The following is a 23,573-nucleotide window of genomic DNA, read 5'->3' on the forward strand; positions in this document are numbered from 1 at the left end:
GCCGGGCCACTTTACACTGCAGCTTCGCCATCTTTCTTGGGAGCGACAGCATGTGGCACAGCGCATACACCACCACTGGCATTCTGGCGGCAGCGGCCCTGATCGGCGCCGCCACGCCTACCCACGCGGCACCCGCCGAGCCCAGCCTGCGGGACGCACTGGCGCCCGGGCTGCTGGGCCTTTATCCCACCGAACGGTTCAAGCTGGCCACCGCCCGCTGCCAGGACTGCGCGGCGCCCGAGCAGGCGCTGTGGTACTTCAACGATGACATGATCGCCGTGGCGAAGACCGACCCGGCCGGCTACGCGCCCCGGCTGCGGGCGCAGGAAGACGTCCTGGCATGGATGATCAGCGGGCGCGGGCGCCCGCGCGACCAGCCGCCGCCGCTGGTGTGGATAGGCTCGCCGCATGTGGCCGAGGGCCGCCTGGGCGCGGACGCGCGGCTGGCGCGGGCCGACGGCGCGGCCTCGCTGGCGGTCGAGCTGACGCCCAAATTGTCCACCAACCGTTCCTATGTCGATCCCGCCAGCCTGACGTTCTTTGCCGGCGGCGACGTCAAGGCGCGCGGCGCGCTGACCGAGGAGCGCTTCGTGGTGCGCACGCTGTGGCCCAAGCGTTACGCCATCGGCGCGGCGGCGCCCAGCCAGCCGCTGGCCGGCGGCGAGACGGTCGAAAGCCTGGTGCGCGCCGCGCATGGCGGCGCCACCGCGCCATTCGACAGCCGCACCTTGTGGCGGCGCGACGGCGGCCGCGCGCCGCTGCCGCTGGCCGGCAGGCCGGTGCTGGCCTTCATGCTCAACGGCGCGCAGGGCGACGACGATGAATCCTACGGCGGCCACTTCGCCGTCGCCACCGGCCGCTTCGGCCCGGCCGGCGAGTGGGACAACTGGCTGGTGAACAATTTCTACAGCCTGGCCTCGATCAGCGAAAAAGGCATCGTCGCCTCGATCCTGCCGATGGACGCCTACATGGGTGACCTCAACAGCGGCCAGGCCTGGTACAGGCCGTCCTACATGCTGGTGGCCGTGCTGAAGGACCAGCGCGCGCCGGCCTTGTACCAGGAGGCGATCAGCCGGGTGTTCAACCATTTCTACCGGCAGGATTTCCACTACCGCCACGCCAGCACCAACTGCGCCGGCATCAACGTTGAAACGCTGCGCACGCTGGGCTGGAAGATCCCGCGCGTGGGCGGCGAAAGTCCGCTGAAGGCGGCGGTGGCCTTGCCGTACATGGCCTTCAAAGAGGTCAGCCTCGCCAGCGGGCAGAGCGCCTACGACTACCTCAAGACCGAGCGCACCGAGCTGCTGCCCTTCGTGGCCTTCAACACCATCGCCGAGGACTTGCTGACGCGCCTGGCCGTGCCGGGCCGCGCCGGCAGCGAGCAGCTGGAGGCGCAACTCGGCCAGGATCTGGAAGCGCTGCTGTTCGTGCGGATACCGCAGTTCCCGTCGTCGCGCGCGTTTGGCAGCGAGCCGGTGATGTCGCTGCATGAATACCAGCAGCGCGCGCCGGCCAATCACGCGGACTGGAAGATCGTCCCGGTGGCGCCGCGCGGGCTGCCGGCCTCGTTCCGCGACGCCGCCGCGCCGAGCGAACGCAAGCCGCCGTCGGTGCTGGCGACCTGGCTGTGGTTCGGCTTTGCGGCAGTGGCGGCGGCTGCGCTGGTGGCGCGCCTGCGCCGCCGTCCGCCGCCGCAGTAGCCGCACTGGCGGCACGCCTGTGCCGCCGCCGCCGGCCACCGCAGTAGCCGCGCTGGATCAGGCCCGGACTGTCGCCGGACCCCGTCGCAGTAGTCGCACAGGTGGCGCGGACGCGCTACGGCCGCCGTGGCAGTTGCGCGCTAGTCGCCCGCCGCTTCCTTCAGCGCGTCGATGAACACGCGCACCTTTTGCGGCAGGTGCGGCGTGGCCGGGAACACCGCGTGGATGTCGCCCTCCGGCAGCGACCACTCGGGCAGCAGCCGCACCAGGCGGCCGGCCGCCACGTCCTCCTTCACCGAGAACCAGGTCGCGCGCAGCACGCCGTCGCCGGCCAGCGCGGCGGCGCGGCAGGCGGGGGCGGTGTTGGTCGAGAACACGATGTTACGCATCCTGACCTCGTTGTGATTGCCGGCATGATCCACCAGCGTGAAGACGTTGGGCTGGCGCAGCACCGTCAACGAAATATACGGTAGCGGCGCCAGCGCCTGCGGATCGGCCGACATGCCGTGGCGGGCCACGAAATCCGGACTGGCCACCAGCAGGCGCACCATGCGGCCAACGCGCGCCGCCATGTAGCCGGAATCGGCCAGCTTGCCCAGCCTGACCGTGACGTCGATGCCCTCGGCGATCAGATCGATCAGGCTGTCGCCGCACACCAGTTCGACCTTCAACGCCGGATAGCGCAGCCGCAGCCGCGACAGCACCGGCGCCACCACCATCACGCCGTAGTCGATGGGAGCCGCCACCCGCAGCGTGCCTTGCGGGACGGCGCGGCCGCTGCGCGCCTGTTCGATGGCCTGTTCGGCCTGCAGCAGCAGCTGACGGCTGGAATCGTAGAAGGCGCGACCGGCCTCGGTCAGCGACAGCTTGCGGGTCGAGCGCAGCAGAAGGGCGACGCCAACTTCGGCCTCCAGCAGCTGCATGTGCTTGCTGACCATGGACTTGGCCAGCCCCAGGCGCTCGGCGGCGGCCGTCAGCGAGCCGGCGTCCACCACGGCGACGAAGGTGATCAGGCGGTTCAGGTTGACGGTGCTTAAATCGGCCATGGCAGGGTGGGGAAGATGATTGTCCACCTAGAGTGAACTGAGTGTCCGGTTTTGTCCAGCTTATCGGCACGATTGTAGCTGAATATACTGGCCAGACTATTCAACGTCACAGGACATTCACCATGAAACTATACGGCTCCCTCCTTTCCGGCCACACCCACCGCGTGCGCCTGTTCCTCAGCCTGTTGAACTTGCCGTATGAATTCGTCCCGCTCGACATGCGCGCCGGCGAGAACCGCACGCCCGAGCATCTGGCGCGCAGCCCCTTCGGCGAAGTGCCGGTACTGGAAGACGGCGACGTGACCATCCCCGATTCGACCGCGATCCTGGTCTACCTGGCCTCGAAATACGACGACAGCGGCCGCTGGCTGCCGCGCGAACCGGTGGCGGCTGCCACGGTGCAGCGTTGGCTGTCCAACGCATCGGGCAAGATCGCCTACGGCCCGTGCGTGGCGCGGCTGGTGGTGGCGTTCGGCCTGCCGTTCGATCACGAGCGTGCCAAGGGCATCGCGGTGCGGCTGTTCGACGTGATGGAGGTCGAGCTGGCCGGCCGCCGCTTCGCGCTGGGCGAGCAGGCCAGCATCGCCGATGTCGCCGCGTTCAGCTACATCGAGCATGCGCCGGAAGGTGGCGTGTCGCTCAAGCCTTACCCGAACATCCGCGCCTGGCTGGCCAACGTGCGCGCGCTGCCGGGCTTCGTGCCGATGCAGGCCACCGTCTGCGGCCTGGCGCCCGAAACCATTTAAGCGGAGGCCATCATGAGCGTCTCGCCGTTCCATGCGGGTGAACTGGCCATCCAACAGCGGGTCGGCGTGCGCGAACAGATGGCTGGCGCCGGCAGTGCCGGTGTGCGCGATTACATGCCGGACCAGCATCGCCAGTTCTTCGGCGAGCTGCCGCTGTTCTTCCTCGGCGCGCTCGATGGGGCGGGGCAGCCGTGGGCTACCATGCTGGTCAACGACGCCGGTTTCATCTCGACGCCCGATGAGCGCACGCTGCGCGTCGACGGCGGCATGCTGGCGGGCGATCCGCTGCAAGGTCAGTTGCGCGTGGGCGCCCATATCGGCGGATTGGGACTGGTTCCCACCACGCGCCGGCGCAACCGCGTCAACGGTGTGATCGCCGCAATGGACGACGGCCGCATGCAGGTGGCTGTGACGCAGAGCTTCGGCAACTGCCCACAGTACATCCAGGACCGCGTGCAGACGCCGGTGCCTTCCGTGCCCACGCCGCAGGTGCTGCGCGCCGGTGCGTTGAGCGCGCAGGATCGCGAGTTGATCGCCCGCGCCGATACCTTTTTCATCGCCAGCGCCAACCTGGAGACCGAGGCGGGGCGCGGCGTGGATGTCTCGCATCGCGGCGGGCGGCCAGGCTTTGTGCGGATTGACGATGAGCGCACGCTGACGTCGCCAGAATTTGTCGGCAACTTCTTCTTCAACACGATGGGAAATCTGCTCGCCCATCCGCGCGCGGGCTTGCTGTTCATCGACTTCGAACGTGGCGACATGCTGCATGTGGCGGTGGAGGCGGAGATTATCTGGGAAGGCGCGCAGTTGCGGGCTTTCGCCGGCGCCGAGCAGCTGCTGCGTTTTCATGTGCGCGAGGTGGTGCGCAATGTGGGGGCGCTGCCGTTCCGCTGGAGCGAGCCGAAGCCGGCAGCGCAGGTGGCACGCACCGGCATTTGGGAAGAGGCGGACCGCGTATTGGAAGCGGCCGCGCTGACCAGCGCGTGGCGGCCCTATACCGTCGCCGAGGTGGTGCGCGAAAGTGCCACCGTGCAATCGTTTTATCTGGAGCCGGCCGATGGCATGGCGGTCGCCGCACATGTCCCGGGCCAGTTCATCTCGCTGCGCGCGCCGGCCGGTGGCGAAGGTGTGCCGCGCATCCGCAGCTACACGCTGTCCGACGCGCCAAATGGCCGGCGCTATCGCATCAGCGTCAAGCGCGACGGCGCTGTCTCCGGCTGGCTGCACGACCATCTGGTGCCGGGCGCGCGCGTCGAACTGCTGGGGCCTGGCGGTGATTTCGTCTTCGAGCGGGGCACGCGGCGCCCGGCGGTGCTGCTGTCGGCCGGCATCGGCATCACGCCGATGATCGCCATGCTGAATGGCCTGCTGGTGAACGGCAGCCGCACGCGGCACCGGCACGCCATCCACTTCTTCCACGGCGCGCGCAATCGCGACGAGCATGCATTTGCCGCGCACTTGCAGACGATGGCGGCTGGCCACCGCAACCTCAATGTCCACATACGCTACAGCGGCGCGGACGGTGAGGGCAGCGACATCGCCAATTGGCAGTCCAGCAGCGGCCGTATCGACGTCGATTGGCTGAAGACCCAGCTGCCATTCGACGACTACGATTTCTATCTGTGCGGTCCGGCGGCCTTCATGCAGCAAATGTACGACGGCTTGCGCGGCCTGAACGTGGCAGACGCGCGCATCCGCTTCGAGGCCTTCGGCCCGGCCAGCGTGCGCCGCGATGCCAAGCCGGCCGCCAATGCTGCCATCGGCGCAAGCGCGACCGCCGCCGCCAACGCGACCGCCGCTTTACATGCTGGCCCGCCGGTGCCGGTGCAGTTCGCTCAATCGGGCATGACGGCGCTGTGGGACGGCAGCGCGGACAGCCTGCTGGCGCTGGCCGAAGCCAAGGGCGTGCCAGCCGAATCAAGCTGCCGCTCGGGCCAGTGCGGCGCCTGCGCGGTTGGCTTGGTCGCAGGCGAGGTCGAATACACCCGTGCGTGCGCTGCGGAGATCGCACCGGGGCAGGTGCTGCTATGCTCCGCAGTTCCCGCCGCCGGCAGCGCGGCCATCACACTCGCACTGTAGTGTCGCGCGCATCGGGCGCCGGTCAGGAACAAGCGCCTATCAGGCACAAGCGCCGACCGGGGCCGCCACTGAACAGGGCCAGCCGCCGATCAGGGGCACGCGCCGATGACGTAATAGCCCGCCGCCGTCTGCGCCAGCATCGTGGTGTAGAACAGATTGTCCAGTCCCATATTCTGATTGGAGCCGTTGGCCAGCGCGTAGCCGCCGCTGTCGTGCGCGCGGCCCGCGTGTACGTGGGCATAGTTGCTGGCGCTGACGGCCGTGCAGCTCCACGCCGGCGCGGTGGTGATGTTGATCGCCGTCGACAGCGCGCTCTCGCCGGCCGATCCGACCGCCGACACGGCGAAGCTGTAGCTGGTGCTTGCCGCCAGACCGGTGGCGGTGTAGCTGGTTGCGCTCAACGGCGACGCGTTCAACTTGCCGCCATTGCGATACACGTTGTAGCCGGTGGCGCCGTTGACGGCGTTCCAGGCCAGCGCCACGGCGCTGGAGGTCGGCGTGCCGGCGCTCAGTCCCGTCGGCGGCGGCAGCACCGGCGCGCTGCCGACCAGGAACTGCGCCAATGGACACGAGGTCGAGACCTGGCCGAGCGTGTCGGTGGCGGTGACACTGCCTGTGTAATAGCCACTGGCCACGTTGTAGCTCTTGCTGAAGCTTGCCCCGCTGCCGGCAGCCGCATCATTGATCGCGGTTGGCCCATTCAGCTGCACCGCATAGCTGGCGACGGCGCCGCTGGCCGTGGCCGCGCCGCTGATGGTCACGCCGCTGCCGCTGACCACCGTGGTGCCGCAGGAAGTCATCACTGGCCCCGCCACCGACGACACGCGCAGATTATTCTTGAACCAGAAATCCATCACGAAGGCAGGGTAGTTGACCTTGGTGCTATCGACGAAATTCGTGTTCTGGCCGCCGCTGCCGGCCGGCCACGCGTGGCCCATGCCGGTCACCGTGATCTCGTGCGTGCGCAGCTTGCCGTTGCTGTCGGTGTAGGGCACGTTGCTGCCGCCGCCCGCCACTGACACCGCGCCACCTTTGCTGTAGCTGCCGCCGTAGGCCAGGCGGATGCCGGCCGTGTCGATCGGCCCGTAAGCCTGGGCCACCGTGAAATCGGAAGTGCCCCAGATCGCACCGGCGATCTGCGTGGCGAAGGCGCCGGCGTTGGCGCCCGCCATCGCCTTGCACTGATTGCCCGCCGTGGTCGCGGTATAACCCGACGGCACCGCGCCGATCTGCGCGGTGGTGGTGCCAGGCGGCGGACCGGCGTTGATGCCGACGCCGGCGAAGATGTCCGGCGCCAGGCAGCCCAGCACCATCGTCTCGCCGCCGCCCGACGACAGGCCAGTCACATAGACCTGCTTGGGATCGATGGCGTACTGCGGATCGTTGACGAAGCGGCTGACCAGGTCGAGCAGGATGGCGTCGTGCCCGGCGGCGCTGCGCGTGTGCGTGGTGTTGGCGTAGTCCCAGCAGTGGTTGTTGTAGACGTTACCGGTCGCGTTGGGCGCGAGGATCACCGCGCCGTATTGGTCGGCCATCGCTTTCCAGTTAAAGCCACCGTCGCTGGCGCTGTCGATCACGTCGCCGCTTGCCGTCTGCAGGCAGCCGTGCAGCACCAGCACCAGCGCGCGCTTGCCGCCCAGCGTGGGCTGCGACGCGGGCCAGTAGAAGTAGCCGGTCAGATTGCCGCCGTTGACGCTGTCGGCGGCCCAGGTCTGCTGTGCGCTCCACGTGCCCGGTCCGGCGGTCACCGCTTGCGCGAAGCAAGCCGCCGCCAGCAGGATCGTACAGACGAATACGTGCGACACCAATCGCTTGATGTGGTTGGCCATGATTGTCTCCGTTGTCGTTTTGAGGGGCCGCCGGCGAAGGAAAATAGTAGTTCAAAAACGCGCGCACACGCGCACCCCAGTATTTTTACTGTTGTGCATTCGGCGGAATGTGAACTCAGCCCAGCGACTTGATGTAGCGGGGATCGATCTGTGCGCAGTAGCCTGCGCAGGACTGGCGGGCGGCGTTGGCTGCGGCGTGCACCAGCATCTCGGCGTTGGAGTGGAAGCACATCGAGACGATGATGGCCGGCGGCTCCGGCTGCACCGGCAGTTCGATGAACTCGCCGTTCTTGAGCGCGTCGACCACGAACAGGCTTGGGATGGCCGCCACGCCGTAGCCGTCCTTCACCAGCTGCACGATGGCCGCCACCGACGGCGAGCAGGTGATGCGCGCCTGCTCCAGCGGCACCATCGCCAGGTTGGCCATCTTGCTGACGATCTCCTCGATCATGCGCTGCGGCGCCGTGCCGCGTCCGAAGGTCAGGATGGGCAGGGCCAGCAGGCGCTGGTTCAGGCCTTCCTTGCGCGTGTCGATCAGTCCCTTGCGGGCGATCCAGTGCAGCGGATACACGGCCAGCGCTTCGGAGACGATGTCGCTGCTCTCGACGCCCTCGACCTGGATCACCAGATCGAGCTCGCGCGCGCGCAGGCGCCGCTCCAGCACATTGCTCATGTCGACGGTCAGGTCGACCTCCAGCTCCGGATACATGGTGTTCAACTCGCGGACGTACTGCGCCAGCCAGCTGTGGACCACCGATTCGATCACGCCCACGCGCAGGCGGCCGCGGATCGCGCTGTCCTTCTGCGCCGCCGCCATCAGCCGGCGCGTGGCGTCGACCACCGCCTTGGCGTGGGCCAGCAGGTATTCGGCGTTGGCGGTCAGGCGGAAGTCCTTGCTGGTGCGGTCGATCAGCTCCGTTTGCAGTTCCTCTTCCAGCGTCTTGATGCGCAGCGAGATGGCGGCCGGCGTCGCATGCAGCGCGCGGGCTGTGGCGCGGAAGCTGCGCAATTGGGCGAGGGTGACGAAGGTCTCCAGGAAGCGGGTGTTCATAGCAAACAAGAATACCTTAACCTGACGCACCAAGATAGCGCGGAGTGGTAAGAAAAACTATACAACAACAGCAAAAATAACTAGATAGCTTGTAGGGGTATTCAAGTTTATTCTTAACTCATGCAAGTTATTCATGATTTGACAGAGAGCCATCCAATGAACCCACTCGAATTACGTCACAAGGTACGCAGCGGCGAGTTCCGCCTGCCGACCTCCGGCTACTGCGGCCCGTACGCCCAGGCCAACCTGGTGATCCTGCCGCAGGCGCATGCCGACGAGTTCCTGCTCTTCTGCCAGCGCAATCCGCGCGCCTGCCCGCTGCTGGCGGTGGGCGAGCCTGGCCAGTGGAACGTACCGCGCCTGGGCGCCGACATGGACCTGCGCAGCGACGTCCCGGGCTACAACGTCTACCGGGGCGGCCAGCTGGCGTCGCAAACCCACGCGCTGCACGACGTATGGCGCGACGACCTGGTGGTGTTCGCGATCGGCTGCTCGTTCTCGTTCGAACAGATGCTGATCGAAGCCGGCATCAAGCTGCGGCACATCGAACAGCGCCGCAACGTCGCCATGTATCGCACCAACATCCGCAACCAGGCCGCTGGCCCGTTCGGCGGCGAGATGGTGGTGTCGATGCGCCCGATGAAGGCGGCCGACGCGATCCGCGCGATCCAGATCACCAGCCGCTATCCGGCCGTGCATGGCGCGCCGGTACACCTGGGCGACCCGGCGCTGATCGGCATCGCCGACATCGCGCGGCCCGAATACGGCGATCCGGTCGAGATCATGCCGGACGAGATACCGGTCTTCTGGGCATGCGGCGTGACGCCGCAGGAAGCCATACGCCATGCGCGCCTGCCGCTGGTGATCACCCACCAGCCAGGCTACATGCTGGTGACGGACATACTGAATTCATCTTTAGCAGCGTTCTGATTTAAAACCAAAGTGGCACCCGCGACGGACCCGCACAGCGCGTCCGCAGGGGAGTGCTACATCTGACAAAAGGGGACCACCATGAACACCAGAGCTCTATCAACCACCCAGCCGGAAGGATTTTTCGCCTGGTTCCACGCCTTGACCGGCAAGGAGCGCCGCACCTTCTGGAGCTGCAAGATCGGCTACGCGCTCGACGCGATGGACACGCAGTTCCTCAGCTTCGTGATCCCGACGCTGATCGCCACCTGGGGCCTGTCCAAGGGCGACGCCGGCTTGATCGGCACCGTCACGCTGCTGACTTCCGCCGCTGGCGGCTGGATCGCCGGCATCCTGTCGGACCGCATCGGCCGCGTCAAGACGCTGCAGCTGACCATCCTGTGGTTCGCCCTCTTCACCGTATTGTGCGGACTGGCGCAGAACTTCACGCAGCTGCTGGTGGCGCGCGGCCTGATGGGCTTCGGCATGGGCGGTGAATGGACCGCCGGCGCGATCCTGATCGGCGAGGTAATCCGCGCCAAGGACCGTGGCAAGGCGGTCGGCATGGTGCAGGCGGGATGGGCGATCGGCTGGGGCGTGTCGGCGCTGCTGTATGCGCTGATGTTCTCGCTGCTGCCGGCCGAATGGGCATGGCGCTCGCTGTTCCTGCTGGGGATCCTGCCGGCGCTGTTCGTGATCTTCATCCGCCGCTTTGTCGATGAACCAGAGGTATTCGTGGCGCAGCAGAAGAAGGTGGCGCCGGCGGACCGCGCCTCGTTCGCCCAGATCTTCGCGCCGAAGATGCTGAGCACTACGCTGCGCGCCGTGCTGCTGACCACCGGCGCCCAGGGCGGCTACTACGCCATCACCACCTGGCTGCCGACCTTCCTGAAGACCGAACGCCATCTGACGGTGCTGGGCACCGGCGGCTACCTGGCGATGGTGATCGTCGGCTCGTATGTGGGCTACATCGTCAGCGCCTTCCTGACCGACTACCTGGGCCGCAAGAAGAACTTCATCCTGTTCGCCACCGGCTCGCTGTGCATCGCGCTGGCCTACACCCGGCTGCCGGTGACGGATGGCGTGATGCTGTTCCTCGGCTTCCCGCTGGGCTTCTGCGTGTCCGGTGTGTTCAGCGGCATGGGCGCCTTCCTGACCGAATTGTTCCCGACCGAGATCCGCGGCTCGGGCCAGGGCTTCAGCTACAACATGGGGCGTGCGGTCGGCTCGCTGTTCCCGCTGATGATCGGCATGAGCAGTCAGTCGATGGCGCTGGGCGAGGCGATCGGCGTATTCGCCGGTACGGCCTACGGCGTGATGATCCTGGCCGCGCTGACGCTGCCCGAGACCGCCGGCAAACAACTTGAATCTTGAATTTAGAGGTAACACCATGAAAAACGACATCCCCACCCAACAACTCCGCTGGCAGTTCTGGGTAGACCGTGGCGGCACGTTCACCGACATCGTCGCGCGCCGTCCGGACGGCAAGCTGGTTACGCACAAGCTGCTGTCCGAGTACCCGGAGCGCTACGACGACGCCGTCACGCAGGGCATGCGCGACATGCTCGGACTGAAGACCGGCGATCCGCTGCCGGCCGAGCAGATCGAAGTGATCAAGATGGGCACCACCGTCGCCACCAACGCGCTGTTGGAGCGCAAGGGCGCACGCACCGCGCTGGCGATCACGCGCGGCTTCGCCGACCAGCTGCGCATCGGCTACCAGGACCGGCCGGACATCTTCGCCATGCGCATAGAGCTGCCGGATCTGATCTACGAAAAAGTGATCGAGATCGATGAGCGCATCGGCGCGCGCGGCGAGGTGCTGGAAGTGCCGGACGAGGAGCGCTTGCGCGGCCAGTTCGTGGGACTGCGCGCCATGGGCATCGACGCCATCGCCATCGTGTTGATGCACGCCTACCGCTATCCGCAGCACGAGCAACGGCTGCAGGCACTGGCCGAGGAGGCGGGCTTCACGCAGATCTCCGTCAGCCACCAGGTCAGCCCCTTGATGAAGATCGTCGGCCGTGGCGACACCACCGTGGTGGATGCCTACCTGTCGCCGGTGCTGCGCGATTACGTGTCGCGGGTGTCGGCCGATACGGGCGACGTGCGCATCATGTTCATGCAGTCTAACGGCGGCCTGACCGACGCCGGCCGCTTCCAGGGCAAGGACGCGATCCTGTCCGGCCCCGCCGGCGGCATCGTCGGCGCGGTCAAGAGCTGCGAGGCGATCGGCCTGAAACAGGTGATCGGCTTCGACATGGGCGGCACGTCGACCGACGTGGCCCACTACGACGGCGCCTACGAGCGCGTGTTCGAGACCGTGGTGGCCGGCGTGCGGGTGCGCGCGCCGATGATGCACATTCATACCGTGGCGGCGGGTGGCGGCTCGATCTGCAGTTTCGAGAACGGCCGCTTCAAGGTCGGGCCGGAATCGGCAGGCGCCAATCCGGGGCCGGCCAGCTACCGCAAGGGCGGTCCGCTGACCGTCACCGATTGTAACGTGATGCTGGGCCGTATCCAGCCGGAGCACTTCCCGCACGTGTTCGGCCCCAATGGCGACCAGCCGCTGGATCGCGACGTGGTGGTGCGCGCCTTCGGCGAACTGGCCGAGCAGATCGCCCGCGAAACCGGCACGCGGCTGTCGCCGTCCGCGGTGGCCGACGGCTTCCTGGCGGTGGCGGTCGACAACATGGCGCAGGCGATCAAGTCGATCTCGGTGGAGCGCGGCTATGACGTCAGCCGCTACGCCATGTGCTGCTTCGGCGGCGCCGGCGGGCAGCACGCCTGCCGCGTGGCCGATGTGCTGGGCATGACCAAGATCGTGATCCATCCGTTCGCCGGCGTGCTGTCCGCGTTCGGCATGGGCCTGGCCGACATCCGCGCCATGCGCGAGGGCGCGGTCGAGCAACCGTTGAGCGAGGCCACACTGGCCGACCTGGGGCCGCAGCTGGTGGCCCTGGCGCGCGACGCCGCCACCGAACTGCTGGAGCAGCAGGTGGCGCAGGAGGACATTCGCGTGGAACTGTGCGCGCGGCTGAAGTATGAGGACAGCGATTCCGCCTTCGTCATCCCGCTGGCAAGCATGGCCGAGATGAGCGAGGCCTTTGCGGCGCTGTATCGCGGCCGTTTCGGCTTCGTCATGGAAGGCCAGCCGCTGGTGATCGAATCGGTGTCCGCCGAAGCGATAGGCGCTGGCGATGGCGCGGACTTCGTCATCGAAGTGCCTGCCGGTGGCGGCGGCGATTCGCCGGGCCGCGTCTACAGCTACGTCGATGGCCAGACCGTGCCGATCGCGCTGCATGTGCGTGCCGAGCTGCCGGTGGGCGCCCGCGTGGTCGGCCCCGCGCTGATCCGCGAGGAGATCGCCACCACCGTGGTGGACGCCGGCTGGACCGCGCACGTGCTGCCCGACCATACGCTGATGCTGGAGCGCAGCGCAGCCGCCGGCAGCGCGCACAAGATGACCACCGCCGTGCATCCGATCCACCTGGAGATCTTCAACAACCTGTTCATGGCGATCGCCAAGCAGATGGGCACCACGCTGGAGAACACCGCCTATTCGGTCAACATGAAGGAGCGGCTGGACTTCTCCTGCGCCATCTTCGACCGCCACGGCAACCTGATCGCCAACGCGCCGCACATCCCAGTGCATCTGGGCTCGATGAGCGACAGCGTGTTGTGCGTGATCCGCCAGCACGCGGCCACGATGGCGCCGGGCGATGCGTATGTGCTTAACGTGCCTTACAACGGCGGCACGCACCTGCCGGACATCACCATCGTCTGCCCGGTGTATGGCGACAGCGACAAGCCGCTGTTCTACGTCGCCGCGCGCGGCCACCACGGCGATGTGGGCGGCATCACGCCTGGTTCCATGCCACCGAACAGCACCAGCATCCTGGAAGAGGGCGTCCTGCTGGATAACATCAAGATCGTCGACAAGGGCGTGTTCATGGAGCCGCTGGTGCGCGGGCTGTTTGGCGCCGGTCCTTGGCCGAGCCGCAATATCGACCAGAACATCGCCGACCTGATCGCCCAGCTGGGCGCCTGCGAAACCGGCGCCAATGAGCTGCTGAAGGCCGTGGCCACCTACGGCGAGGACGTGGTGCTGGCCTACATGCAGCACGTGCAGGACAACGCCGAGGCGGCGGTGCGCAAGGCCATCGGCGGCCTGCGCGACGCCAGCTTTGCCTACGAGATGGACGACGGCGCGGTGCTGAAGGTGAAGCTGACCATCGACCACGCCAGCCGCAGCGCCACGGTGGACTTCACCGGCACCAGCGAGCAGCGTCCGACCAACTTCAACGCGCCGCTGTCGGTCTGCAAGGCGGCAGTGCTGTACGTGTTCCGCACGCTGATCGACAGCGACATCCCGATGAACGAGGGCGTGCTCAAGCCGCTCAATCTCATCATCCCGGAAGGCTCGATGCTCAACCCGCGCTATCCGGCTGCGGTGGTGGCGGGGAATGTGGAAGTGTCGCAGTACGTCACCGACGCGTTGTACGGCGCGCTGGGTGTGATGTCGGCCTCGCAGGGCACGATGAACAACTTCACCTTCGGGAACGAAGAGCACCAGTATTACGAAACCATCGCCGGCGGTTCCGGCGCGGGGCCGGGCTTCGACGGCACGGCGGCGGTGCAGACGCACATGACCAACTCGCGCATGACCGATCCCGAGGTGCTGGAGTGGCGCTTCCCGGTGCTGGTTGAGACTCACGCGATCCGGCGCGGCAGCGGCGGCGAGGGCGCGCAGCGCGGCGGTGATGGCGCCTTGCGCCGCATCCGCTTCCTGGAGGCGATGACGGCCAACATCCTGGCCGGCCACCGCCGCATTGCGCCATTCGGGCTGGAAGGCGCGGCGCCTGGAGCGCTGGGCCGCAACTGGGTCGAGCGCGGCGATGGATCGATCGAGGAATTCGGCGCCACGCACACTGCGGAGATGCGTGCGGGCGACGTGTTCGCGATCGAGACGCCGGGCGGCGGCGGCTTCGGCATCAAATAAGCAGATGGGCGGGGTAGCCAGGGCTCGTTATCCCGCCTTCCATATCAGAGCCTGAACAACTGGGGACAAAAAAATGAACAAGACTATGTTTGCGCTGGCGCTGGGCGCCTTGGCAGGTACGGCGGCGGCCCAATCCAACGTGACGGTGTACGGCATCGTCGACATGGCGGTGGTGCGCGAGAGCGGCGGCGTTGGCGCGGCGGCTTCCAGCACCAAGCTGACCAGCGGTGTGGAGTCGGGATCGCGGCTGGGCTTCAAGGGCACGGAGGACCTAGGCGACGGCTTGTCGGCCATCTTCCTGCTGGAGAATGGCTTCCAGGCCGATACCGGCGCGATGGGGCAGGGCGGTCTGCTGTTCGGCCGCCAGGCTTACGTCGGCCTGCAGAGCAAGACGGCTGGCACGCTGACGCTGGGCCGTCAGTACACGCCGCAGTATCTGGCCGTGGCGGCGGTCGATCCCTTCGGCTCCGGCACGGCGGGCGACACCAAGAACCTGATGGCGTCCACCGGCAATAGCGCCAGCCGCATGGATAACGCGGTCAAGTACGTGTCGCCAGTGGTGAACGGCTTCAATGCGGAAGTGGTCTACGGCGTGGGCGAGGTGGCGGGCGACAGCACTGCGCAGCGCCAGTTCGGCGGCTCGGTCGGATACGCGAATGGTCCGCTGGTGGTGCGCCTGGCGCATCACAACCGCAACAACGATACGGCCACCGTGAAGAACAACAGCAGCGCTAAGAACACCGTGCTGACGGCGCTGTATGACTTCGGCGTGGCGAAGGCGCACTTCGCGTACGGCGTGGACAAAGGCATGAACAGCGCCTTGCCGCGTAACCTGAACAATCCGTTCGGCTACGCGGTGGCGCCGACGCCGTCGATCGACAGCAGCGTGGTGCTGCTGGGCGTGACCGTGCCGCAGGGGATGGGCACGTGGATCGGCTCCTACATCCGCAAGAACGACAAGACCAGCTTCAATCAGGATGCGGAGCAGCTGGCGGCGGGTTATCGCTATTACCTGTCGAAGCGTACGGACGTGTACGGGGTGTATGCCTACATCCGCAACAAGAACGGCGCCGGATACACGGTCGGCAGCGCGATCGAGGGTGGCACCGGCAACCGTGGCCTGAACCTCGGCATTCGCCACGTCTTCTAAGCCGGCTATCATGCGCTCCCCCGCCCACACCATCCACAGCTACCTGCTGGCGAAGGATGGCAATCGTCCCCACCTGCTGGCCGAGGCCTTCAGCGAGGACGCCTTGTTGTCGATGCAGGTCCATACCGACAGCATCACCTTTCCGCCACTGTCGCAGGGACGCGACGCCATTGCCGATGTTTTGGTACGCCGTTTCGGCCAAAGCTACGAGAACGTCTATACTTTTTGCCTGGGGCCTCCGCCGGGGAAAGGGGTTTCCGCCTTCAGCTGCGAGTGGCTGGTGGCGATGACGGACAAGGGTAGTGGCAATGTGCGGGTCGGGTGCGGGCGCTATGACTGGCGTTTCGAAGATGTCACCGGCCTGGCCGAGCGGCTGGCCATCAGCGTGGAGGTCATGCAGATACTGCCGCCTGCCGCGCTAGAGCCGGTGATGAAGTGGGTGGCCTCGCTGCCGTATCCGTGGTGCGTCACCGAGGCGGTCATCGCCCGCGCGGCGGATGTGGTGGGCGTGGGCCCGGTGCTGGCCTGGCTGGCATCGAATAATCGACGTTCGTGTTGTTAATCCAAGGAGCTGGGAAAATGAAGAACCTGTTGAAGTACCTGATGGTGGGTTGCATGGCGCTGTTGATCAACGCGGGCGCCGGCGCGGCGGAGAAGGGTACGGCCGATGAAGCGGTGGCGATGGTCAAGAAGGCCGCCGAATTCATGAAAAAGAACGGCAAGGAAAAGGCGCTGGCCGAGTTCAATAATCCCAAGGGACAGTTCATCCAGAAGGACCTGTACATCTTCGCCTTCGGCGCCAACGGCGACGGCGTGGAGCTGGCCAACGGCGCCAACGTCAAGCTGGTGGGCAAAAACGTCAAGGAGATGAAGGACGCCGACGGCAAATTCCTGATCAAGGACATTCTGGCGGTGGGGATGGGCAAGGAAGGCAAGGGCTGGGTCGACTACAAATGGCCCAATCCCGCCACCGGCCAGATCGACGGCAAGCGCACCTACGTCGAGCGTGTGGACGACGTGATCCTCGGCTGCGGGATTTACAAGTAACGCCGCATCACCAGCGGCGGCGGCTCCAACGGGTTGGCGTGCGTGTATTCGAGTTCTTCGGCCAGCTCGAATTCGAAGGCGCTGTAGAAGTCGATCAGCTTGGGCTGGTCGCTGCGCACGGCCAGCCGCACTTCTCCGATGCCGCTGGTCAGGCCGTGGTGAATCACGGCTTCCAGCAGATGCTGCGACAGGTTGCTGCCCCGGTACTCGGGCAGCACGCTCATGCGGCACACTTCCCATACGTCCGGCTCGGCGTCCAGCGGCAGCCAGCGTACCGAACCCACCGGCTTTTCATCGACCAGCAAGATAAAACCGCCGCCGTCGCGCAGGTGGTCGGCGACGAGGACGGCGGTCTCGCGGTGGCCACTGGAGGTGACGCTGACCTTGCCGGCCCACGCGGCGCGCGTGAGCTCGGCAATCAGCTGGGCATCGTCATTCCTTGCTTCCCGAACCACGATGTTCATGCCCACGTCCTTAGCGGATGCGCATGCCTGGCTCGGCGCCTGGCCACGGGTTGAGGATGTAGATGCCTGGATTGGCTTTCTCGTCCTTGGCCGAACCGGCCAGCACCATGCCTTCGGACACGCCGAACTTCATCTTGCGCGGCGCCAGGTTGGCTACCATCACGGTCAGCTTGCCGACCAGCTCTTCCGGCTGGTACATGGACTTGATGCCGGAGAAGACGTTGCGCAGGCGGCCTTCGCCCACGTCCAGCGTCAGGCGCAGCAGCTTGTCGGAGCCGTCCACGTGTTCGCAGTTGACGATCTTGGCCACGCGCAGGTCGATCTTGACGAAGTCGTCGATGCTGATCTGCGGCGCCAGGTCTTCCACGCCTTCCGGCATCGGCAGCGCCGGCGCGGCTGGAGCGGCGGCTTGCTTGGCTGGCTTGGCGGCGGCTGCCGGCGCGGCGGCCGCTGCGGCTTGCTGCGCCGGCGCGTCGAACAGGTCTTCGATCATCTTGGCGTCAACGCGGGTCATCAGGTGCGCGTAGGCGCCGATGGTGCGGCCCAGCATGGCGCTGGACACCACGCCGCTGGCGACGTCGGTATCGGCCCACACCAGCTGGTCGTCGTTGAGGAACTTGGCCACGTTGGCGGCCACGCCCGGCAGCACCGGCGACAGCAAAATGGTCAGCTGGCGGAACAGGATCAGCGCGGTGGTGCAGACGTCGTGCAGCTCGGCCAGCTTGGCGTCGTCCTTGGCCAGGATCCACGGCTTGTTCTCGTCGACGTACTGGTTGGTGATGTCGGCGATTTCCATGATCTCGCGCAGCGCCTTGCCGAACTCGCGCGCCTCGAAATTGGCGGCGATGCTGGCCTGGCGCTCGACGCCGTCAGCGGTGATCAGCGCGCGCTTGATCCAGCCCTGCGCGCCTTCGGACAGCGACGAGGCCAGCTTGCCGTCGAATTTCTTGGCGATGAAGCCGGCGCAGCGCGAGGCGATGTTGACGTACTTGCCGATCAAGTCGCTGTTGACGCGGGCCACGAAGTCGTCGCCGGTGAAGTCCAGGTCTTCCACCTTGGAGTTCAGCTTGAAGGCGATGTAGTAGCGCAGCCATTCCGGGTTCATGCCCAGGTTCAGGTAGCGCAGCGGCGAGATGCCGGTGCCGCGCGACTTGGACATTTTCTCGTTGTTGACGGTCAGGTGGCCGTGCACGTTGACCTTGAGCTTGTCGATCACCGGATGATCGGCGAAGTTCAGCATCGCCGGCCAGAACAGCAGGTGGAAGGAGACGATGTCCTTGCCGATGAAGTGGATCTGCTCGGTGCCCGGATCCTTCAGCAGCGCCTCGTAGTCGATGCCTTTCTTCTCGCAGTAGTTCTTCAGGCTGGCCAGGTAGCCGACCGGCGCGTCCAGCCACACGTAGAAGAACTTGCCCGGCGCGTCAGGAATCGGGATGCCGAAGTAGGGCGCGTCGCGCGAGATGTCCCAGTCGGCCAGCTTTTCGCCGGCTTCGCCCAGCCATTCGCTGACCTTGTTGACCATCTCCGGCTGCAAACGGCCAGGCGTGTTCAGCCAGTCCTTGAGGAACTGGTAGCAGCGCGGGTCGGACAGCTTGAAGAAGTACTGCTCCGAATCCTTCAGCACCGGCGTGGCGTTGGTGAACACCGAGAACGGATTGATCAGCTCGGTTGGCTGGTAGGCGGCGCCGCACACTTCGCAGTTGTCGCCGTACTGGTCCTTGGCGTGGCAGGTCGGGCACTCGCCCTTGATATTGCGGTCGGCCAGGAACATGCCTTTGACCGGGTCGTAGAAGCGCGGCACGATCTTGGTCTGGATCAGGCCGTTATCGCGCAGCTTGCGGTAGATGCCCTGCGACAGTTCGACGTTTTCCGGCGAGTCGGTGGAGTACCAGTTGTCGAAGGCGATGTGGAAGCCGTCCAGGTACTGGGCGCGGCCGGCGGCTATCTTGGCGACGAATTCCTGCGGCGTGATGCCTTCCTTTTCGGCCGCGATCATGATCGGCGTGCCGTGGGTGTCGTCGGCGCCGACGAAGTGCACCACGCGTTGCGAGTCGCCGTCGCGCTGCATTCGCTGGAACCGGACCCAGATGTCGGCCTGGATGTACTCCATCATGTGGCCAATATGGAAAGCGGCGTTTGCGTAGGGCAGGGCAGTGGTGACGAACAGCTTGCGGGTCATGGTTGATGCACTTTGTGGGTGGAAAAAGAACATTTTAACAGTGGAAGCCGCAACTGCGCACGTTCGAGGGGTTTTCCGGCGCGATGCGCTAGAATGAGGGCACATTTTACGGAGAGAGTTACATGAGCATCACAGTAGAAGACGTCAAAGCCGCGCTGTCCAAGATCGTTGACCCAAATACAACGAAAGACTATGTGACCGGCAAGGCCGTGAAGAATTTGAAGGTCGAGGGCGGCGATGTCTCCCTCGATATCGAGCTGGGCTACCCGGCCAAGAGCCAGTTCGACGCCATCCGCGCCGCCGTCATCGCCGGCCTGCGCGCGTTGCCGGGCGTTGGCAATGTCAGCGTGGGCGTGTCGAGCAAGATCATTTCGCATACCGTGCAGCGTGGCCTGAAGCTCATGCCCAACGTGAAGAACATCATTGCCGTGGCTTCCGGCAAGGGCGGCGTCGGCAAGTCGACCACCGCCGTCAACCTGGCGCTGGCGCTGGCCGCCGAGGGCGCCTCGGTCGGCCTGCTGGACGCCGATATCTACGGCCCGTCGCAGCCGATGATGCTGGGCGTGTCCGGTCGGCCGGAGACCAAGGACGGCAAGACCATGGAACCGCTGGAGAATTACGGCGTGCAAGTGTCGTCGATCGGCTTCCTGATCGATCCGGACGAGCCGATGGTGTGGCGCGGCCCGATGGTCACGCAGGCGCTGCAGCAGCTGCTGGAGCAGACCAACTGGCGCGACCTGGATTACCTGGTGGTCGACATGCCGCCCGGTACCGGCGATATTCAATTGACCTTGTCGCAGAAAGTGCCGGTCACCGGCGCCGTCATCGTCACCACGCCGCAGGACATCGCGCTGCTGGACGCGCGCAAGGGCTTGAAGATGTTCGAGAAGGTCGGCATTCCGATCCTGGGCATCGTCGAGAACATGAGCACCCACATCTGCTCCAACTGCGGCCACGCGGAGGAAATCTTCGGCGCCGGCGGCGGGGCCAAGATGTGCAAGGATTTCAATGTCGAGTTCCTCGGCGCGCTGCCGCTGACGCTGTCCATCCGCGAGCAGGCCGACTCCGGCAAGCCGACCGTGGTGGCCGAGCCGGACGGCAAGGTGGCCGCCATCTACAAGGATATCGCGCGCAAGATTGCAGTACAGGTCTCGGAGAAGGCCAAGGATATGACCAGCAAGTTCCCCAGCATCGTCATCAAGAACGACTAACCCGGAGATACCCTATGATGAAAAAATTGATTGCCGCAGCAGCCTTCCTGACCCTGGGTGCCAGTGCGTACGCCCAGCAATCGGTGTCGTTTGTCGAGCCGGCCGATGGCGCCACCGTCACCAGCCCGTTCAAGGTCAAGTTCGCCGTCAGCGGCATGGATGTCAAGCCGGCCGGCGACATGACGGCCAATACCGGCCACCATCACCTGCTGATCAATGCCGCGCCGGTCAAGGCGGGCGAGGTGGTGCCGGCCGACGAACATCACATCCACTTCGGCAAGGGCCAGACCGAGACCGAGGTCAAGCTGCCGCCGGGTACCTACACCTTGTCGATGCAGTTTGCTAACGGCCTGCACCAGTCCTACGGTCCTGGCATGGCCAAGGACATCAAGATCACCGTCAAGTAAGACGTGGTGTGCTTGCGTGCGGTCCACGGCCGCACGCATCTTTGCTTGAGAACCTGCCTTGTCCGCTCTACAGATCCGCAAAGCGCCACGCCAGCGCCGCGCCGTCCACACCGTTGACGCGCTGCTGGAGGCCGCCGCCTTGGTGCTGGAGGCTGATGGCCTCGAGGGTTTCAACACCAACGCGGTCGCACGCCGCGCCGGCGCCAGTGTCGGCTCGCTGTATCAATATTTCCCCAGCAAGGATGCCTTGACCCTGGCTCTGGTGCTGCGCGAGAAGCGCAAGTTCCATGAGGCGCTGGTCGCCGCGCAAGCGCTGCCGACTTGTCGCGAGGCGCTCGTTAGCCTGGTCGACCTGGCCGCGCGCCAGCAACTCACTCGTCCCAACCTTGCCCGCCTGCTGGACCAGGAAGAGGCGCGGCCCGAATTCCGTGCCGCGTTGGGTGATGGGTCCAACTTCCGCGAGGTGTTGTCGGCCATGCTGGCCAAGCCCGGCGCGCCCGCCCACCTGTGCGACGACGAGCCGCGCAGGCACCTGGCCGCCGACGATCTGGCGGCGATGATACGCGGCATGACCGATGCCGCAGGCGAGCGTGGCGAGCGCGATGTCGATGACTTGGCCTATCGTATTGGCGCCGCCGTGTTCGGTTATCTGGCCGTGCCGCCGCGTCAAATGTGAGCAAGTGCGCCGTGCGCGCCTGAAAACAGCCGCAAGCATTTGTTTGCAAAGCGTTTTTTGTGTCGCGCGCCGGCGCCGGAAAGCGAGTTGATGACGCTGTTTTCGGGCCGTATTCTGTTGTCTTCACAACAGGAGAAACACCATGAAATTCAATCACCTCAGCTTCCCATCGAAAGACGTCACCGCGACCGTGGACTTTTTTGTTCGCCAACTGGGTTGCACCGCCGAGCGCTTCGGCGATACCGCCGTGCTGAAACGTGCGGGCTTCGACATCGTCATCGAAGACGCCAGCGATCGCGACGTCAACTGGCCGCACAACTTCCATCTGGGCTTCGAGTTGCCGAGCATCGATGACGTCCGCGCGCTGTACAGCCGGTTCAAGGACGATGGCGTCGTCATGAAGACCGAGGTCTTCTACCATGCGCGCGGCTCGCGCTTCTTCTGCGAGGCGCCGGGCGGCTTGCTCTTCGAGATCAATACGCGTTCCGATGCCGAGCAGGCCTACCGCGCCGGCTTCGCGGAACAAGTTCCTGCCGGCGCCTGACCGGCCGAGCCGCCGGCAAATCCTGCTGGCGGCGGGCCAGTGGCCGCGGTGGACGCGGAGCGGGTAAAATAGCGGCTTTTACACATAAGCTTTCCTACTTCGATGACTACTGCACCAGCCAAGCCAGTCCGCACCCGTTTCGCTCCGAGCCCAACCGGCTACCTCCACCTGGGCGGCGCCCGCACGGCGCTGTACTCCTGGGCCTACGCCCGTCACTTCGGCGGCACCTTCGTGCTGCGTATCGAAGACACCGACCTGGAGCGCTCGACCCCGGCGGCGGTGCAGGCCATCATCGAAGGCATGGAGTGGCTGGGCCTGAGCCACGACGAAGGCCCGTTCTACCAGATGCAGCGCATGGACCGCTACCGCGAAGTCGTGGCGCAGATGCTGGAGGCGGGCACCGCCTACCATTGCTACTCGTCGCCGGAAGAAGTCGAGGCGATGCGCGAGCGCATGCGCGAAGCAGGCGAGAAGCCGCGCTACGACGGCACCTGGCGTCCGGAGCCGGGCAAGACGTTGCCCGCCATTCCTGAAGGCCGCAAGCCTGTCGTGCGTTTCAAGAATCCGCTGGACGGCGAAGTGACCTGGGACGATTTCGTCAAGGGCACCATCACCATCGGCAACAAGGAACTGGACGACCTGGTCATCGCGCGCCCGGACGGCACGCCGACCTATAACTTCTGCGTGGCGGTCGACGACTGGGACATGCAGATCAGCCACGTGCTGCGCGGCGACGACCACGTCAACAACACGCCACGCCAGATCAACATCCTGCGCGCGATCGGCGCGCCGCTGCCGCTGTACGGCCACCTGCCGATGATCCTGGGCGCCGACGGCCAGAAAATGTCCAAGCGTAAGGACGCGGTCAACGTCATGGACTATCCGGCGCAAGGCTATCTGCCGGAAGCGATCCTGAACTACCTGGCGCGCCTGGGCTGGAGCCACGGCGACGACGAGGTGTTCTCGATGGAGCAGGTGTGCAGCTGGTTCGACGGCACCCACCTGTCCAACTCGGCCGCGCAGTTCAACATTGAAAAACTGAACTGGCTCAACAACCACTACATCAAGCAGGCCGACAACGAACGCCTGGCCGCGCTGGCGCAGCCGCGCATGCTGGCGGCCGGCGCAGTGTTCGACGGCGCGCCCGCGCTGCCGGCCGTGCTGGCGCTGATGAAGGAGCGCGTCAACACCGTCAACGAACTGGCCGATGCCGCCATGCTGTTCTACCGCGCGCCGCAGCCGGACGCGGCGCTGATGACGCAGCACCTGACCGACGCCGTCAAGCCGGCGCTGGCGCAGTTCGCCGAGCGTTGCGCCACGGTGGAGTGGACCAAGGAAGCGCTGGCCGCGATGATCAAGGAAGTGTTGGCCGCTAACGGCCTGAAGATGCCGCAGATGGCCATGCCGCTGCGCCTGATCGTCACCGGCCAACTGCAAACGCCGGCCATCGATGCGGTGTTGCAGATCTTCGGCCGCGAGGCCATTGTTGCGCGCCTGGCGAAATTTCTGTGATTCTGAATTGAATCCTGAGCA

At 65.8% G+C, this 23,573-nt stretch carries 19 protein-coding genes; 14 read left to right on the top strand and 5 right to left on the bottom strand.

The window, feature by feature from the left end; genetic code table 11:
- Positions 1-50: 50 nt before the first annotated feature.
- Positions 51-1,700: a hypothetical protein gene (locus ACUJB0_RS08115; RefSeq protein WP_444844774.1), complete on the top strand. Its 1,650-nt coding sequence runs from the start codon at positions 51-53 to the stop codon at positions 1,698-1,700.
- A 140-nt stretch (positions 1,701-1,840) separates the two neighbouring features.
- On the opposite strand, the gene ACUJB0_RS08120 is transcribed toward ACUJB0_RS08115, so the two are convergent.
- Complete coding sequence (locus ACUJB0_RS08120) at positions 1,841-2,746, bottom strand: LysR family transcriptional regulator (RefSeq protein WP_444844775.1); 906 nt, start codon at positions 2,744-2,746, stop codon at positions 1,841-1,843.
- 122 nt (positions 2,747-2,868) lie between these two features.
- Between ACUJB0_RS08120 and ACUJB0_RS08125 the strand changes: the two genes are divergently transcribed.
- On the top strand, positions 2,869-3,492 hold the full coding sequence (locus ACUJB0_RS08125) for a glutathione S-transferase family protein (RefSeq protein WP_444844776.1): 624 nt from the start codon (positions 2,869-2,871) through the stop codon (positions 3,490-3,492).
- 12 nt (positions 3,493-3,504) lie between these two features.
- Positions 3,505-5,571, top strand: coding sequence for a 2Fe-2S iron-sulfur cluster-binding protein (locus ACUJB0_RS08130; protein WP_444844777.1), 2,067 nt, complete (start codon positions 3,505-3,507; stop codon positions 5,569-5,571).
- 89 nt (positions 5,572-5,660) lie between these two features.
- Here the strand turns inward: ACUJB0_RS08130 and ACUJB0_RS08135 are convergent, their stop codons facing one another.
- Positions 5,661-7,400 (bottom strand): extracellular catalytic domain type 1 short-chain-length polyhydroxyalkanoate depolymerase, encoded by a 1,740-nt coding sequence (locus ACUJB0_RS08135; RefSeq protein WP_444844778.1) that lies wholly within the window; start codon positions 7,398-7,400, stop codon positions 5,661-5,663.
- Between the two features lie 115 nt (positions 7,401-7,515).
- The gene (locus ACUJB0_RS08140) at positions 7,516-8,451 is read right to left on the bottom strand and encodes a LysR family transcriptional regulator (RefSeq protein WP_444844779.1); all 936 of its coding nucleotides are present in this window, start codon (positions 8,449-8,451) and stop codon (positions 7,516-7,518) included.
- 156 nt (positions 8,452-8,607) lie between these two features.
- On the opposite strand from ACUJB0_RS08140, the gene ACUJB0_RS08145 reads away from it, so the two are divergent.
- The 6 genes from ACUJB0_RS08145 (at position 8,608) to ACUJB0_RS08170 (ending at position 16,559) form a co-directional block, all read left to right on the top strand.
- Positions 8,608-9,381, top strand: coding sequence for a putative hydro-lyase (locus tag ACUJB0_RS08145; protein WP_444844780.1), 774 nt, complete (start codon positions 8,608-8,610; stop codon positions 9,379-9,381).
- An 81-nt stretch (positions 9,382-9,462) separates the two neighbouring features.
- Positions 9,463-10,734: an MFS transporter gene (locus ACUJB0_RS08150; protein ID WP_444844781.1), complete on the top strand. Its 1,272-nt coding sequence runs from the start codon at positions 9,463-9,465 to the stop codon at positions 10,732-10,734.
- Between the two features lie 16 nt (positions 10,735-10,750).
- Complete coding sequence (locus tag ACUJB0_RS08155; RefSeq protein ID WP_444844782.1) at positions 10,751-14,362, top strand: hydantoinase B/oxoprolinase family protein; 3,612 nt, start codon at positions 10,751-10,753, stop codon at positions 14,360-14,362.
- A 73-nt stretch (positions 14,363-14,435) separates the two neighbouring features.
- A complete protein-coding gene (locus tag ACUJB0_RS08160) occupies positions 14,436-15,512 on the top strand; it encodes a porin (RefSeq protein ID WP_444844783.1) in 1,077 nt (358 codons plus the stop codon).
- A gap of 10 nt (positions 15,513-15,522) precedes the next feature.
- Positions 15,523-16,074, top strand: a complete 552-nt coding sequence (locus ACUJB0_RS08165; RefSeq protein ID WP_444844784.1) for a nuclear transport factor 2 family protein — start codon at positions 15,523-15,525, stop codon at positions 16,072-16,074.
- Positions 16,075-16,091: 17 nt separating this feature from the next.
- A complete protein-coding gene (locus ACUJB0_RS08170; protein WP_444844785.1) occupies positions 16,092-16,559 on the top strand; it encodes a cache domain-containing protein in 468 nt (155 codons plus the stop codon).
- Here ACUJB0_RS08170 and ACUJB0_RS08175 read toward each other — a convergent pair.
- Entirely contained in the window at positions 16,550-17,023 is a 474-nt protein-coding gene (locus tag ACUJB0_RS08175) for a GNAT family N-acetyltransferase (protein ID WP_444844786.1), read from the bottom strand. The genes ACUJB0_RS08170 and ACUJB0_RS08175 overlap by 10 nt on opposite strands.
- Positions 17,024-17,033: 10 nt before the next feature.
- The gene (gene metG / locus ACUJB0_RS08180; protein ID WP_444844787.1) at positions 17,034-19,202 is read right to left on the bottom strand and encodes a methionine--tRNA ligase; all 2,169 of its coding nucleotides are present in this window, start codon (positions 19,200-19,202) and stop codon (positions 17,034-17,036) included.
- A gap of 122 nt (positions 19,203-19,324) precedes the next feature.
- On the opposite strand from metG, the gene apbC reads away from it, so the two are divergent.
- The 5 genes from apbC to gltX all read left to right on the top strand — a co-directional run bounded on the left by apbC (position 19,325) and on the right by gltX (position 23,552).
- Positions 19,325-20,413 (top strand): iron-sulfur cluster carrier protein ApbC, encoded by a 1,089-nt coding sequence (apbC, locus tag ACUJB0_RS08185; RefSeq protein WP_161098725.1) that lies wholly within the window; start codon positions 19,325-19,327, stop codon positions 20,411-20,413.
- A gap of 14 nt (positions 20,414-20,427) precedes the next feature.
- On the top strand, positions 20,428-20,820 hold the full coding sequence (locus tag ACUJB0_RS08190) for a DUF4399 domain-containing protein (RefSeq protein WP_444844788.1): 393 nt from the start codon (positions 20,428-20,430) through the stop codon (positions 20,818-20,820).
- 58 nt (positions 20,821-20,878) lie between these two features.
- Positions 20,879-21,496, top strand: a complete 618-nt coding sequence (locus ACUJB0_RS08195) for a TetR/AcrR family transcriptional regulator (RefSeq protein WP_444844789.1) — start codon at positions 20,879-20,881, stop codon at positions 21,494-21,496.
- Positions 21,497-21,638: 142 nt separating this feature from the next.
- Positions 21,639-22,040 carry a VOC family protein gene (locus tag ACUJB0_RS08200; protein ID WP_444844790.1) on the top strand — a complete coding sequence of 134 codons (402 nt, stop codon included), beginning with the start codon at positions 21,639-21,641 and terminating at the stop codon, positions 22,038-22,040.
- A 102-nt stretch (positions 22,041-22,142) separates the two neighbouring features.
- The gene (gltX, locus tag ACUJB0_RS08205) at positions 22,143-23,552 is read left to right on the top strand and encodes a glutamate--tRNA ligase (protein ID WP_444844791.1); all 1,410 of its coding nucleotides are present in this window, start codon (positions 22,143-22,145) and stop codon (positions 23,550-23,552) included.
- Positions 23,553-23,573 lie beyond the last annotated feature (21 nt).

The organism is Duganella caerulea, from assembly GCF_040362985.1.
Taxonomy (GTDB): domain Bacteria; phylum Pseudomonadota; class Gammaproteobacteria; order Burkholderiales; family Burkholderiaceae_D; genus Rugamonas; species Rugamonas vulcania.

Coding starts and splice junctions, on each gene's coding strand:
- ACUJB0_RS08165 (WP_444844784.1), top strand. CDS start 15,523: ATGCGCTCCCCCGCCCACACCATCCACAGCTACCTGCTGGCGAAGGAT.
- metG (WP_444844787.1), bottom strand. CDS start 19,202: ATGACCCGCAAGCTGTTCGTCACCACTGCCCTGCCCTACGCAAACGCC.
- apbC (WP_161098725.1), top strand. CDS start 19,325: ATGAGCATCACAGTAGAAGACGTCAAAGCCGCGCTGTCCAAGATCGTT.
- ACUJB0_RS08190 (WP_444844788.1), top strand. CDS start 20,428: ATGATGAAAAAATTGATTGCCGCAGCAGCCTTCCTGACCCTGGGTGCC.
- ACUJB0_RS08170 (WP_444844785.1), top strand. CDS start 16,092: ATGAAGAACCTGTTGAAGTACCTGATGGTGGGTTGCATGGCGCTGTTG.
- gltX (WP_444844791.1), top strand. CDS start 22,143: ATGACTACTGCACCAGCCAAGCCAGTCCGCACCCGTTTCGCTCCGAGC.
- ACUJB0_RS08200 (WP_444844790.1), top strand. CDS start 21,639: ATGAAATTCAATCACCTCAGCTTCCCATCGAAAGACGTCACCGCGACC.
- ACUJB0_RS08135 (WP_444844778.1), bottom strand. CDS start 7,400: ATGGCCAACCACATCAAGCGATTGGTGTCGCACGTATTCGTCTGTACG.
- ACUJB0_RS08175 (WP_444844786.1), bottom strand. CDS start 17,023: ATGAACATCGTGGTTCGGGAAGCAAGGAATGACGATGCCCAGCTGATT.
- ACUJB0_RS08120 (WP_444844775.1), bottom strand. CDS start 2,746: ATGGCCGATTTAAGCACCGTCAACCTGAACCGCCTGATCACCTTCGTC.
- ACUJB0_RS08115 (WP_444844774.1), top strand. CDS start 51: ATGTGGCACAGCGCATACACCACCACTGGCATTCTGGCGGCAGCGGCC.
- ACUJB0_RS08140 (WP_444844779.1), bottom strand. CDS start 8,451: ATGAACACCCGCTTCCTGGAGACCTTCGTCACCCTCGCCCAATTGCGC.
- ACUJB0_RS08145 (WP_444844780.1), top strand. CDS start 8,608: ATGAACCCACTCGAATTACGTCACAAGGTACGCAGCGGCGAGTTCCGC.
- ACUJB0_RS08130 (WP_444844777.1), top strand. CDS start 3,505: ATGAGCGTCTCGCCGTTCCATGCGGGTGAACTGGCCATCCAACAGCGG.
- ACUJB0_RS08160 (WP_444844783.1), top strand. CDS start 14,436: ATGAACAAGACTATGTTTGCGCTGGCGCTGGGCGCCTTGGCAGGTACG.
- ACUJB0_RS08155 (WP_444844782.1), top strand. CDS start 10,751: ATGAAAAACGACATCCCCACCCAACAACTCCGCTGGCAGTTCTGGGTA.
- ACUJB0_RS08125 (WP_444844776.1), top strand. CDS start 2,869: ATGAAACTATACGGCTCCCTCCTTTCCGGCCACACCCACCGCGTGCGC.
- ACUJB0_RS08150 (WP_444844781.1), top strand. CDS start 9,463: ATGAACACCAGAGCTCTATCAACCACCCAGCCGGAAGGATTTTTCGCC.